Source organism: Pseudomonas sp. D47 (assembly GCF_045447305.1).
In the GTDB taxonomy this organism is placed as follows: domain Bacteria; phylum Pseudomonadota; class Gammaproteobacteria; order Pseudomonadales; family Pseudomonadaceae; genus Aquipseudomonas.
This window is the reverse complement of sequence record NZ_JBJGXU010000035.1, coordinates 1-13,935: the sequence shown is the minus strand read 5'-3', so window position 1 is coordinate 13,935 and position 13,935 is coordinate 1. Positions and strand designations below refer to the sequence as shown.

Sequence of the window (13,935 nt, the reverse complement as noted above, 5' to 3'; positions counted from 1 at the left end):
GATGGCTGATCAACAACGTGCAGTCATCCTGCTCTCTGGCGGCCTGGATTCCGCCACGCTGGTGGCCATGGTCCGCGCCCGAGGCTACAGCTGCTACACCATGAGCTTCGACTACGGCCAGCGCCACCGCGCCGAGCTGGACGCCGCTGCGCGTGTCGCCCATGACCTGGGTGTGGTCGAGCACAAAGTGATCGGCCTCAACCTCAATGGCATCGGCGGTTCGGCCCTGACTGACAGCAGCATCGACGTACCCGAGAGGCCGAGCGAAGGCATCCCGCTGACCTATGTGCCCGCACGTAACACCGTGTTCCTGTCCCTGGCCCTCGGCTGGGCCGAAGTGCTGAATGCCCGCGAGATCTTCATCGGCGTCAATGCACTGGACTACAACGGCTACCCGGACTGCCGTCCAGAGTATGTCGAGGCATTCGAGCGCATGGCCAACCTGGCCACCAGAGCCGGTGTAGAAGGGCAGGGGTTTCGCATCCAGGCGCCGCTGCAGAACATGAGCAAGGCGGACATTGTGAAGGTTGGTCTAGGGCTTGGCGTCGATTACACGCTGACTGTTTCATGCTACCAAGCAGACAATGCCGGCCGTGCTTGTGGGAAATGTGATGCTTGCAGACTGCGTGCAGAAGGCTTTCAAGCGGCCGGAATTGCTGACCCAACGCGCTATTTCTGATTTATTTCAAATAAGGTGTTGAATAATCCTTAGAAATCAGTATTATACGCGCCACAACACAGCGGGTCGTTAGCTCAGTTGGTAGAGCAGTTGGCTTTTAACCAATTGGTCGTAGGTTCGAATCCCACACGACCCACCATTTTTGGCGGTTTAGAAAATCCGGAAGGCCCACGCAAGTGAGGATTTCCGGGTTTTTTTTTGCCTGCGATTTGGTGGGGTTCGAGTCCCGATACACGGGTATCACCAACGTACGGTACTGCTAGCTGCGCAGGCGTTCAATATCACGCCTGAGTGCTAGACGTCTTCTGTCACATCAACCGTGACTGTCAGTTACTGACCTTGTTTTTTTAGGAAAAGCCCGGGCTCTTTTAGTGATTTTTCTGACAGTCTCTTCTGGTGTCGGCCCTCTACTGTTGTGTTATGAAAAATTAACGAGCCTGAGCCCTTGTCCGTCAAGGATGGACGTTCCCCTGGCATGCGTTACGTTAGTTATTCAAGTTGGACAGGACTCCTTAAGATTATGCCAATGAATAGGCGCTGGATTAACGATTGTTAATTGCTTTTTCAAGAAAGGGTCTGTCGCGAATATGAATATTTATCGTCCTCAACTGTTTCCACAAACAACTCCCGAGTCGTTTGTTCAACCTCAAACGCCATCCTCAGCTTCAGTCACTGAAAAATCACATAACGACCAGAACAAAGAACATAACAACAGCCTTCAGTTACCGGCGCGTGGTATCGCTTCGAACACTGTGCATCCCCTCTCAAATGGTGCTGCTGGCGCACGGACTGTTTTGCCAGCGCTCACTACCGATACTTCAAAGCTTAATAAAGTCAGCGATCCAAGACACGAAATTAAGAAAGAGGCAACATCGCCCAATGGACTGCTTGCTGTGAGTTACTCACTTGCTACACCAAGCTCTGGGTTGAGCAATATCACCTTTCCAATGTCTATCGACGAAGGTCTTCAAAGAAAGAGTGGCACGGACGCGGGCATTTATTACGCGATGATGTTTGGTGTTAATACCGAGAAAAATACCTATCTTGGCCGCGGCTATATCGGCATGCAGCCACGCGGGGACGCAAAGGCGCTGATTATTTTTTCTGGGTATGGGCCGCACTTCAAAGCATCACAAGGCACAGCTGAGTTTGATGGAGTAAAGGGGGCCAGCAATAGCACATTGGTAGACTTTAAATTTGGCAATAAATATAACCTTACGGTTGAGCGAGATCCTGCGAATGCGAAGAACTTGAAAGCCTATATTCAGGATGTCACGGATCCCGATAATCCTGAGCCCAGGCAGCATGTCAAAGATCTGTCTGTCGACCAGCGTGTTGTATTGGTCGGCACAGATACAGGTTTCGTCGAACAGTACGGCGCGAAAATAAATCAAAGCTCGCAGATAGCGCCTACTCGAGGTAGTTTTTTTGCACCTTTCACGACAGATGATGAGGGCAATATTAAAGTGGGTGAAATCAAGAGCAATGGTTTATATGGAAGGTACAAAAACTCAGTGGTAGGTCAGCAGCAGATTGTCAAAGCAGGGGGTGTAGGTAAGGAGTTAGAGTTTTCTTTACAGGGCGTGGTTAAAGAGGAAGCCCCGGCGGCGGCGAAATGATAGAAACTGTTTCTTGACCTGCGGGGCTCTGTCAGAGTCCCGCACGCCCCAACGATGAAGGCGGTACTTATAAAATACACTGCCAACGGCTCAGCCAAACCGCTCGGTAATATAGTCCTCGGTCTGCTTCATCTTCGGCTTGGTAAAAACCTCGTCTGTATTCCCATACTCAATCAATTCCCCCATGAACATGAACGCGGTGTTGTCCGACACCTGCGCGGCTTGCTGCATGTTGTGGGTCACGGTGATCACCGTGTAGTGCGCCTTCAACTCTGTAATCAGCTGCTCGATACGCCCAGTGGAAATCGGGTCGAGCGCTGAAGTCGGTTCGTCCAGCAGCAACACCTGCGGGCGCAGCGCAATGGTGCGTGCAATGCGCACGCGCACGCGCCTTCGCCTGGGGCGTTGGTCATGATCAGGTTGAAGTCTTTGGCGTTGGCCCAGTCGGCGGTATCTGCGGCGGCCTGGAACGCCTTGGCGTCAGGTTTGACGAATGTGCCCGACGCATTTTTCAGCTGGGCGTAGGTCATCTTGTTCTGCAGGGCGTAGGCGTATTCCACAAAGCCGATGGAGTTCTTGATCTGCTTCACGTAGGCCGAAACGCCTTCGTTACCCTTGCCGCCCACACCGACCGGCCACGGCACGGTAGTGCCGAAACCAATCTTGGTTTTCCAGCTGTCACTGACTTTGGCCAGGTAGTTGGTGAACATTTAGAAATGTTTGCAGCGGTGAACGTAGGCGTGCCCACGTCCACCGCCGCGATGCTACTTAGTTGATGCTCTGGTCGATCCCAGCCTGCAACTCCTGGCTATCACTGTGCCCGCCGACCCGCAGCGGCCCAAGGTTGAAGGCTTGATCCTTACGCGTGGCGTCGTCCTGTTTCTGGGTCAGTTCGTCCTTGGCGCCCAGCACCAGGTTGACCGGTGACTTCGACAGGTTCAGCCCCACATCGGCTTGGTAATCGCTGCCGGCCAACGTCGTTGCCGTCACCTTGGAACCACCCAGGTCGACCTTGCCCTGGTCCGCGCTGATCCGCGCGCCCGTCAGGCGGGTTTCGCCACTCACCTGCAGGTTGACGCCCTGCGTACCGCGGATGCCCGATGCTTGAGTGACGCTGTCTTTCACCACATGGCTGACGTCCAGGTTCAACGTCGGGGTGTAGGACGTGTTGCCGCTCTTGTCGCCGAGCAGCACGCTTTCGGCGGTATTGGCCACCGAGCTGCCGGTGGTGTTCTTGCCGCTGACGGCGTAGCTGTCAGTGGTTTTTGGCCAGACCTTTTCCTTGAGGTCCGACAGGCGAGTGCCCACGGCATCCTTCTTGTCCGCCAGGTAAGCCTTGGCTTTGTCCACGCTCGTACCGAAGGCGCTACGCGGCTCGGGGTTCACGTCGTAGCTACCGTTGCGGGTGAGTTTTTCGCCCAGGCGTTCCTTGGCGTTACCAGCGCTGTTGACCACGCTGTCCTTGGCCGAGGCCAGGTGCTCGGTGCCCTTGTCGACGGCGTTCTCCAACTTGTCGCGATGCTTGTCGAACGCGCCCTCGGCCTTGGCTTGCACCTTGTCCTTGAGCGGGCCGCTGGCCTTGGCCAGTTTGTTGACCACGCCGGGCTGGTTTTTCTCGACATCAAGCTTGGCGTCGACGTTGACTTGGGTGCTGCTGACTTGATCCTTGCGGCTCTCAACGACGAGGTCGCCGCCGACATTGCCACTGACCTGCTCGGCTTCAATCCGCGCGCCGGCCAGATGGGTGTCACCGGCACTGTTGATCACCACCGTATTCGCCTTGATCAGGCTGTCGTGCTGGGTGGTGCCTTGCAGGTGATCCACGTCGACCTTGGCCCGCGCATTGATGCCGTGCTGGGTCTTGGGGGTGTCGTGTTCACCGGCGTCGGCCAGGGTCGTTTTTCCGCCGCTGCCGCCTGCGCCCAGGGTCACGCCCCAGCTGTTATGCGCCTGGGTCGATTGCGCCGACTCTTGCAGGATGCCGCCGTTTTGCGCATCCAGATTGACGCTGTCAGCCACCACCTGAGTGCCTTGCAGGTGGATGGCATCCGCCGCGTTGGCGCCGCTGGTGAGGCTCACCTTGCCGTGGCTGTGCAACTGCCCGACGCTAACGCCTTGGTCGTTTTCGGCGACTTTGCCGATGTTGAAGTTGGCGCTCAGGCTGCCGGTGGTGCCGCTGCTTTCGGCGCTGTTGGTCTTGCCAGCACCGACCGTCAGGCCGCCGCCCAGGTTGCTGCCGCTGCTCACGTGAGTATCGGTGGCTGCTTGCAGGTTCAGCTTGCCGCCAGCGTTGAGGCTGATGTCACCGGTCTTCGCGGTGCTGCTGCCGACCTGAGTGCCTTGCAGGGTCATGTCGCCACCGCTGCTGAGCTGGATCGGGCCGTTGCCCTGCAGCGTCGCGACACGCGCCTGGCTGTCCTGGGTGTTCAGGCGCTTGTCGTCCAGTTGCACACCGGCACCGAGGTTGACGTTCGTACCGTTGCTGCCCGGCGCCGTGCCCACGGTCAATGAACCGCTGCCACGCAGGCTGTTATTGGTGTTGCTCTGGGTATCGTTGGCCTGGTTCAGCGCCAATTCGCCACCGGCTTTGAGGTTGACGCCCGCCTGGCCGCCGTTGAACTGGCTGCCTTCATAACGCGCGTCGCCTTGGGTCTCGATGTTTACACCCTGGGCGCCGGCGTAGCTGCCGACCACTGCTGTGCTGCTGGCCTCGCGCACATCGCTGCTGCCGCCTGCGCCATTGCCGCGCACGTTCAAGTCTTCACCGGTGGTGGTGTAAACGCGCACGCCCACTTTGGCGTCAACGCCTTGCTCGCTGCTGGTGTGGGTGTTGGCGGCGGCGGTGGCGAGGTGCTCGCCGGCATTGATCTTCAGCCCGCCCTCACTGGCGCGGTATTGAGTGCCCTCATCTTTTACGGTGTTGGCGACATTGACCTGCACCGTGCCACCACTGAACTGGCTGACCACGGCGGTACTGTCCTGCTGTGTGCGGGTCTTGTTGGTATGGCCGATTTCCACATCGAGCCCGACATTCGGTTGCTCGAAGGCATCCAGCAGGCCTGGCTGATGGAATTTGGCCTGCGCCACGCCTTCGACGGCTTTTTCGATAGGCCGGGTGAGGCCTTTGTATTCGACATTAGCGCCGACGTCGGCGGTCCAGCCGTTCTCCTTGTGGGTACCAGTCTCGGTGTTATGCGCCGCCTGGTTATCGACCTGAGCCGCGTTGACCTGCAACTCAGAACCGGCCTTCACCTGCGCGCCTTGGCTGGTGAGGGTGTTGCCGGCGTTGATCGTCAGCGTGCCGGCCGACGCCACGCTGCTGGTTTGCGCCGTGGTTTTGTGGCTGGTGTCATTGCTGCTCTGATGGCTGAACTGAGCACCATTGCCGGCTCGGTCCAGGCCGCCGGTGTAGTACACGCCGCCAGCGGTAGTGGTGGTGTCGGTTTGGTTGCGGGTGCTGTTATCGGTCGCCAACAGCTCGACGTTCTTACCGCTCACGGTCGCATCGCCCTGGGTCGCCTTCAGCTCGGAACCCTTGATGCTCACGTCGCCACCGGCCGTGACGGCCAGGCTGCCGCCGCTGAGGCTGGAAGCTTGCTGCTGGGTGGTGTCGGTCTTGCTGGTGTGCTGCTGGTCTGCATAGTTCACACCCGCGCGGTACTGACGGGTGCCGTCGGCGGTTTCCTTGGCGTAGCCATCGAAACCCCGCGTGTGAGTGCCGGTGGTGGTGTCAGAGGTGTTTTCAGCCGATGCGACCTTGATGTCACCCTTGGCATCCGCTTGCAGTTCGCCTGCCGCAGAGACCTTGGAGCCGCTGACGCTGATGTCCTTGGCGCTTTGCAGTTTGAGGTTGCTGTCCGAGCGCAGGTTGCTGGCGACGACGGTGCTGTCCTTGAGGTTCTTGCGGCTTTCATCCTTGGAGATACCAAAGAACTTGCTGTCGTTGCTGTAGCTATTGTCGTGGGAGGTGTCTTGTACGCCGTCGATCACCAGTGAGCCTTTGTCGCTGATGACGCTGGCCTGTTGGCCACCACGCGCCTGGCTGCCGCTGATGCGCACGTCGTCCGCCTTGACGATCAGCTTGCCGTCGGCGTTGACCTTGCTGCCGGTGTTCAGGGTCTTGCCCTTATCACCATCGCCGTTCTTGCCGAAGAAGCTGCCGCCGGTCAGGTCGCCGGAGTAAGCGTTGTCGCGGCTGCTCTGGGTACGGCTGGCGCTGGTGATATCGACTTGCCGGGCGGCCAATTGAATATCGCCCGCAGATTTCAGCTCGGCGCCCTGCAGCTGCAGTTTTTGCTGGCTGGTCAGCTCCAGGGTCTTGCCGGCTTTGAGGCTGCTGGTGACGCTGCGCTGTTCGCTGCTGGACTTGTCCCAGTTGGCTTTCCACAGGTGCTTGCGATGGTTGCCTTGGTCGCGGGTTTCATGGGTTTCGGTGGCGGCACTCAATTGCAGGTCGGCGCCGCTGTTGACGCGCAAGGCTTCGCCCGCTTCGACCTTACTGCCCTCGATCTCGGTCTTGGCACCCGACGACAGTGCGGCATTGTGTTGCGCGACGACGTTGTTGCCGTGCTGGCGCGAGTCCTTGTCGGTGGTGGTGCGGTCATAGGTTTCGTAGGTGAACAGGAAGTTGCTGTTGTTCCACTGTTCACGCTTTTCCTGGAGCTTGCGGCTTTCCAGGCTACTGAGGGTGAGGTTGCGGCCGGCGTCGAGCTTGACGTTGCGCCCGCCGACGTCGGTGGCGGCGAGGCTCAAGTCCTTGGCGCTGTGCAAGTCGACATCGCCCTGGCGGCTTTGCACACCGGCGCGGGTGGCGTCGAGGCTGTTGGCGTGGACCTGGCCGCTGATATCGAGGTCGCCAGCGGAGCTTACCTTCACTCCGTCGCGACCCTCGACTTGCACCGCGCCCACGCGCACACCGGCCCCTTCGGCGGTGCTGATGATGTTGATACGGCCGGCCTGCATCGCCCCAAACAGACGGGCGTCGATACGCTGGTCTTGGGTTTTGCTCGCCGGGTCGACCTGGCGCACCTGGCCGCTGGCGTAGTCGACCTGATTGCGGCCGACCGTGAGGTTCAATTGGTCACGCGCACTGAGGCGCCCATCGCTGTCGATGCGCGGCGCAATCAGGTTGATCGAGCCCGCGCCGTTTTGCAGGCCCTGGCCTAGCACCGTCAGTTGGCCGCTGGCATCGCGCGTGTTCAAACCTTGTAGCTTGCCGTCGTTGAGCTCAGGGCGGCCCACCACCAAGTTGGCATTCGGGGTGTTGATGAAACTGCCGCCGTTGACGGAAATCCCGTTGGGGTTGGCCAGTACATAATCGGCGGCCCGGCCAAAAATTTCCTGGGCGCCATTGATGGCCGAGGCGTTGCGACTCACCACCTCGTTGAGGATCACGCTCGCCGCCTGGCCCTGGAACTGCGGGTTGGCCGCCAGCTGCCCGGCGAGTTGCGATTGGCCGGCCTGCAAGGCGTTGTTCAACACCACGCCTTGGCGGTCGACGTTGTAGTCCAGGAACTGGTTATGGGACAGGCCGCCGGCATTTGGCGCGACGATATTGACGATGGGCACGCCGCCCTGGTTTTGCAGCTGCGGGGTCCCGCCAGGCCCTTCGACGACGGTCAAGCCACCGGCCAGCACTAGCTGCGGCAGCAGGAACAGGCTGGCGATGGCCCAGCGCAGTTTGCCCTGGGGTGAAAGGTGAAACGTATGGATGTTAGTCGGCATAAATAAATTCGCTCTGTGTTGGCTGATCCGCGACGTGCGTTGTTCGTTGCAACGCTGCTGGGGTGGTCAGGTACGGCGGTTAATTCAGGCTAAACAGGTGTTTGTTCATATCTGCAAGCTAAGGCGCGTCAGCCAGACCTCCGGTTCCTGGCCAAACCCCGTGGGCGTGTTGAGGTTGCGTTGGTAATCGAGGTCCAGTTGCACGTTTTTCCAGCTCAAGTTGAGCCCGACACTGGCGCCGCTCAGGCGCTGGCTTTGGGCGCCGTGTTCGCGCTTGAGCCAGCCGTTGTCCAGGCCCAGGCGCGGGGTGATTTTTACCGGCAGGTTGCTGCTCCACGGCAGGCGCAAGGTGTTACGCCATACCGCACCGATGGCCCCGGACGCGCTGTTTTCGCGGTAGCCACGTACCGCCGAATCGTCGGTGCCCAGCAGTTGTTCGATGGCAGGCAACGCATCCGGGCTGTATTGCGCCGACAGCTGGCTCTGCCACTGCCACGGCTGGCCCAGCCATTGGCCGTTGCGCCATTGGGTGAGGTTGGCGCGGTACTTATGGAATTGCGCCTGGGGCAAGTTTTTTTGCGTTTGGTCAGCATCACGGTCGGCGCCGAACCACGTCAGGCCTTGGGCGTAATTGACGTCGAGGTTCCACACTGCGCTGTTGAGCCAGAACAGATTCAGGCCAGCCTCGGCCACTGTCAGCGTCGGGCTCTGGATGCCTAAGCGAACCTTTTGCAGGTAGCTGTCGACGTCCTTGTAGGCCAGTTGCAGGTTGGCGCTGAGTTGATGGCCCTGGTCGCGCCACAGCACGCGGTCGGTGCGCAAACTGACCTGGTCGGTACGGCCGCTGTTATAAAACGTGGCGCGGCTGAGCTTGAACGGCGAGCGGTATTCGTTATGGCTGGCGAACAGGCTGTAGGTCCAGTACCCGTAAGGGATGGAATAAAACAGGCTGTTGCTGCGGCTGTAGCGCGGCCCGTGGTTGAGCGTGTCGCTGAAGCTCAGGTTGAGCGAATCATTGAGCTCCAGCGGGCTGTCCAGGCTCAGGTTGATGGCATTGCGATCACGCCCGGTGCCGGCGCTGCCGAGGTTATCCACCCCAAGCCCCAACGCCCAGCGCGAGGCGGTGCTGCGCGAACGCAGGATGATGCGCGAGGCGCCAGCTTCACTGCCAGGGGCGATGTCGGCGGTAAGGTCCACCGAGCGCAGGCGGTTGAGCTGGTCCAGGCCTTGTTCCAAATCGCGCAGGTTCAGCGGCTTGCCGAGCATCCCGGGGAACGCGCCGCCTAACGACACCGGCAGGCTCTGGTCGGCCAGTTCGATGGCTTCGAGATAGCCCTCTTCGACGTGAATATCCAGCGACTGCCCGGCCGCCGGCGGGCTGATCAGGTACGGGCGGCTGGCGATATAGCCGGCTTGCACATAGAGCTGGGTGATCTCGGCCAGCAGGCGGTTGATCTGGGTGACGCCCATGCACGGCGCCACATAGGGTTCGATACGTTTGTTCAGCTCAGCCTGGCTGAACAGCGTGACCCCGGCCAGGCGCGTGCCGCTCAGCGGCCAGCAGCGTTCATCTTTGGCGATGTCTGTTGGCAAGGCCGGCGTGGCCGGTTGCGTACCGAAACTGCCGCGTTGCAGCTGCCGTTGACGCTGCTCCAGTTGTAATTGCTGCAAGTCGCGCTGCTGTTGCTGCTGCAAGCGCAGCGCTTCATGGCCCGCTTGCGGCCCATCGGCGGCGGCGGCCGGCAGCGCGCACAGGCAGAGCAGGGCGACGCCCAGTCTCTGGATACAACACCGGCGTTGTGTTGAGGGCTGATTCGGCACTCGACATCCTTAACGTAAACATACACACGATTCATAACCCTGAGCCAAACCGTGGGCCCAGTGGTCTTTTGCCACTAGAGCCATCATTAAACGGATTGTTACGTCGGCTGTAGGATTTATTGCATAAAACGTGAGGAATGCCGCGTTATTCAATAAAAGAATGCGCAAACGTGGTGCGTGGTGCCAGTGTGGGCACCTATTGTGTGTTGAATTTTCGGGTTTTGGTTGCAATGCAGAGGCGCGGGGCAGTTTTTGATTGTTGCAGAGGAAGCGTTCAATCAGCGTGTTTATAAACGGGGCCTGCGCAGCCCCGGTTCTGGCTTAGGCTTGTGCAATCAGGTTCAGACGGCTCTTGACGACTTTTTGCAGCAGCATGGCCAACCCCTCGGTGGAGTAGGGCTTTTGCAGCAACACAAAGCGCTGGGCTTCTTCCTGGGCAATGCGTGCGTATTCATCGTTGTAGCCGGTGGTGAGTACCACCGGTAGCCAGGGGTAGAGGGCTTCGATGGCGTCGAGTAATTCCAGCCCGCTCATGCCCGGCATGGAGATGTCGGAGAACACTACCTGGAAGCTTTCCGGGTTGGGCGCCAGGGCTTCCAGCGCACTGTTGGCGTCTGCCACCCACAGTACTTTAAAGCCCATCTGCTCCAGGGTCTGCGAGGTGTAGAGGCCGACATCGGCGTTGTCCTCGACCATCAGCACGCACAAGTTCGAGGCGATGAGGGCGTCGTGATTGTCCTGGATGACTGGCGTCACACCGGCCTCGACCTTGGGCAGGTACAACATGAACTGGCTGCCTTTGCCGCATTCGCTCTGCACCAGAATTTCCCCGCCCGACTGCTTGGCAAAGCCATACACCTGCGACAGGCCCAGCCCGGTGCCTTGGCCGATGCCCTTGGTGGTGTAGAAGGGTTCGAAGATCGCGTCGAGCTTTTCCGCTGCAATGCCTGAACCGGTATCGCTCAACTCAATGGTCACGTAGTCGGCGATGCGCACCGGGTGGGCACGCACTGAAGGCAGCCACGTAGCTGTTGCTACCTTGATCGCCAACTGGCCACTGCCGTCCATGGCATCCCGGGCATTGACCACCATATTCACCAAGGCGGTATCGAACTGGCTTTCATCGGCGTTGATAAAGCAGGCTTCTTGCGGCACCTCGATAGTGACCTTGATGCGAGAGCCGGTCAGGCTGTCCATCATCTCGCCCACCCGCAGTACACTGTCGCTGACGTTGAAGACTTCCGGGCGCAAGGCTTGGCGGCGGGCGAAGGTCAACAATTGGGCGGTCAGGCGCGCGGCGCGGTCCACGGTGTTGGCGATGGCGTCCACGTACTTGATGCGCCGCACTTCGCTCAGGGAAGGGGTTTTGAGCAAGTCAGCGCAGGACTTGATCACGGTCAGCAGGTTATTGAAGTCGTGTGCGACGCCGCCGGTCAGTTGGCCAATCGCTTCCAGTTTCTGCGATTGACGCAGGGCGTCTTCCGTCAGGCGCAGGGCTTCCTTGGCTTCTTCCTCGGCCTGGATATCCCGGCCCACCGCGTGGATGTAGTCGCTGTCGGGCACGGCGGTCCAGGCAATCATGCGGTAGCTGCCATCCTGGTGGCGGTAGCGGTTCTTGAAGTTGGGGAAATTCTTGCCATCCCCCAGGCGGCTGACCGCTGACGATGAGACGGCCAGGTCGTCCGGGTGCACCAAGGCCAGCAGCTGGCTGCCCACCAAGTCGTGTTCGGTGTGGCCGAGCATGCGCGTCCAGGCCGGGTTGACGGCGGAGATGACGCCGTCGAGTTGGGCGACCAGCATCAGGTCCGGCGACAGCCGCCAGATACGGTCACGGTCGCGGGTGCGCTCCACCACCCGTTGTTCCAGGGATTCGTTGAGGCTGCGCAACGACTCCTCGGCTTCACGCAGGGCGGTGATATCACGGGAGACGCAAAGGATCTGCTCCGGCTGGCCGGCACTGTCAAGGATCGGGCTGACCTGCACATGCCACCATTTCGGGTTACCGGCCAAGGTCTGGGCGGGGCCGATGAAGCTCGCGCTTTCACCGCGTTTGGCGGCCTGCACGGCCGCCTTGGCATCCAGGTTGCCCTGGTCTTGCCAGAAGTCGGGCCATGGGCAGCCACGGATGCTGTTGAAGTCGCTGACTTCCATGATTTTCATGCCGCCTTCACTCATGAAGGTGAGGCGGGCATCGAGGTCGAGGACCTTGATGCAGTCGTTGATGCTGGCCAACACGCGCTCGGTGAACGCCTCGTTCCTGCCCAGGCCGCTGGTGGCCAGTTCGCTTGGCTCAGGGCCCATCCCGACAGTGGTATTCATTTGAGTGTGGCCGAGTGGGTTAAATGGTCTTCATCATGTCATTACGATACCTATCCCACCAGCGACTTCCTCACGCACGGCGCTGCCCAATAATTCGAGCCCTAGTAATGAATAAAAAACGCTAAAAGGCGCCTTGGCGCTCTCCATTTCGCTCGCCTCCACACCGCTGCTCGCCGGCATTGCCGTGCCGATGGGCTATCTGGTCACGCCGATCGATAACCTGACCTTCGACGTGGCGTATTCCTACTTGAAGGAAGAGCCGATCAAGGTGTGCCAGACTCAGCCAGCACGGGGCCTGACCTACCACGCCAAGTATGAAAACAGCGCCAACGGTTTTGGTGGTTCGGTGACTTACCGTTTCTGAGCTTCGTTGTACCGCGAAGAGCCCGGCTTGTGGCAGGGCTCTTCGCCGTTTATTCCCCCCGACAGACGTGCCCGAGAATGCCAGATTAGGCTTTTGAATCCATTCGATATTCTGTAGCCTTGCGCAGCTTCACCCGTGCTTGATGAACACAACCACTTCGTCCGGCGGCGCCCAAAGGGCTCCAGAGCCGGTGGTACACTCGACTTTCGCGCAACTGCGCCTGCAGGTCTTGCGAACATGACGCAAATTTCCGAACGCCTTCTGGTTCAAGCCCACCTCGACGCCAAGCAGCCCAAGGCTCTGAGCGCCGAAGAGGAGACGCGCCTGCGTGCCGCCATCGCCGCCGAGCTCAAGGCTCAAGACGCGGTGCTGGTTGCCCACTTCTACTGCGACCCGGTGATTCAGGCCTTGGCCGAAGAAACCGGCGGCTGTGTTTCCGACTCCCTGGAAATGGCCCGCTTCGGCGCTGCCCACCCGGCCAAGACCGTGTTGGTTGCCGGCGTGCGATTCATGGGCGAGACCGCCAAAATCCTCACCCCCGAAAAACGCATCCTCATGCCCACCCTGGAAGCCACCTGCTCCCTGGACCTTGGCTGCCCGGTGGATGAGTTCTCGGCGTTCTGCGATCAGCATCCGGAGCGCACGGTGGTGGTGTATGCCAACACCTCGGCGGCAGTTAAAGCCCGGGCGGATTGGGTCGTCACCTCCAGCTGCGCACTGGAAATCGTCGAAAGCCTGATGGACAACGGCGAGACGATTATCTGGGGCCCGGACAAACACCTGGGCACTTACATTCAGCGCCAGACCGGTGCGGATATGTTGCTGTGGGACGGCGCGTGCATCGTCCACGAGGAATTTAAGTCCAAGCAGTTGGAAGACATGAAGGCGCTGTACCCGGATGCCGCGATTCTGGTGCACCCAGAGTCGCCGACGGCGGTGATTGAATTGGCGGACGCGGTGGGTTCCACCAGCCAACTGATCGCGGCGGCCCAGCGTTTGCCGAACAAGACCTTTATCGTGGCGACTGATCGCGGCATCTTCTACAAGATGCAGCAGCTGTGCCCAGACAAAGTCTTCGTTGAGGCGCCGACTGCCGGTAACGGCGCGGCATGCCGCAGTTGCGCGCACTGCCCGTGGATGGCGATGAATACGCTGGAGCGCACGTTGCAATGCCTGCGTGAGGGCAGCAACGAGATTTTCGTTGAGCCGTCGGTGATTCCACAGGCGGTGCGGCCGCTCAAGCGCATGCTGGATTTTACCCACGCTGCGCGCCTGAAACTGGCCGGCAATGCCTGACCCAAGCTGTAAAAACGGTCAAACTGTGGGAGCTGGCTTGCCCGCGATGAGCATGGGTATCTACGCAACTTTTTGTGTTGCGCTAAGTTTTTGACGGGTTTTTTAGGTAGATG

6 protein-coding genes, 1 tRNA gene and 3 pseudogenes are annotated in these 13,935 nt (G+C 59.8%); 5 read left to right on the top strand and 5 right to left on the bottom strand.

Translation table 11 applies throughout. The features are described from left to right. Nucleotide 1: 1 nt before the first annotated feature. From queC to ACI77I_RS20835, 3 genes are all read left to right on the top strand, one after another. Complete coding sequence (gene queC / locus ACI77I_RS20845) at nt 2-679, top strand: 7-cyano-7-deazaguanine synthase QueC (protein ID WP_176462981.1); 678 nt, start codon at nt 2-4, stop codon at nt 677-679. A gap of 63 nt (nt 680-742) precedes the next feature. After that, a tRNA-Lys gene (locus ACI77I_RS20840) sits at nt 743-818 on the top strand. Between the two features lie 448 nt (nt 819-1,266). After that, nucleotides 1,267-2,298 (top strand): hypothetical protein, encoded by a 1,032-nt coding sequence (locus ACI77I_RS20835; RefSeq protein WP_242152268.1) that lies wholly within the window; start codon nt 1,267-1,269, stop codon nt 2,296-2,298. A gap of 90 nt (nt 2,299-2,388) precedes the next feature. Here ACI77I_RS20835 and ACI77I_RS20830 read toward each other — a convergent pair. The 5 genes and pseudogenes from ACI77I_RS20830 to ACI77I_RS20810 form a co-directional block, all read right to left on the bottom strand. Then, nucleotides 2,389-2,682: pseudogene (locus ACI77I_RS20830) on the bottom strand (phosphate ABC transporter ATP-binding protein); the annotation flags it as partial. Nucleotides 2,683-2,684: 2 nt separating this feature from the next. Next, nucleotides 2,685-3,005 (bottom strand): annotated as a pseudogene (locus tag ACI77I_RS20825) (phosphate ABC transporter substrate-binding protein PstS); the annotation flags it as partial. 61 nt (nt 3,006-3,066) lie between these two features. Next, nucleotides 3,067-8,022 (bottom strand): hemagglutinin repeat-containing protein, encoded by a 4,956-nt coding sequence (locus tag ACI77I_RS20820; RefSeq protein ID WP_406998298.1) that lies wholly within the window; start codon nt 8,020-8,022, stop codon nt 3,067-3,069. A gap of 105 nt (nt 8,023-8,127) precedes the next feature. Next, nucleotides 8,128-9,843 (bottom strand): ShlB/FhaC/HecB family hemolysin secretion/activation protein, encoded by a 1,716-nt coding sequence (locus ACI77I_RS20815; RefSeq protein WP_094952487.1) that lies wholly within the window; start codon nt 9,841-9,843, stop codon nt 8,128-8,130. A gap of 321 nt (nt 9,844-10,164) precedes the next feature. Then, nucleotides 10,165-12,162: a PAS domain-containing sensor histidine kinase gene (locus ACI77I_RS20810; protein WP_242152261.1), complete on the bottom strand. Its 1,998-nt coding sequence runs from the start codon at nt 12,160-12,162 to the stop codon at nt 10,165-10,167. A 205-nt stretch (nt 12,163-12,367) separates the two neighbouring features. On the opposite strand from ACI77I_RS20810, the pseudogene ACI77I_RS20805 reads away from it, so the two are divergent. Further along, nucleotides 12,368-12,526, top strand: a pseudogene (locus ACI77I_RS20805) (transporter); the annotation flags it as partial. Between the two features lie 237 nt (nt 12,527-12,763). Then, nucleotides 12,764-13,822: a quinolinate synthase NadA gene (nadA, locus tag ACI77I_RS20800; protein ID WP_406979916.1), complete on the top strand. Its 1,059-nt coding sequence runs from the start codon at nt 12,764-12,766 to the stop codon at nt 13,820-13,822. The last annotated feature ends 113 nt before the right edge of the window (nt 13,823-13,935 follow it).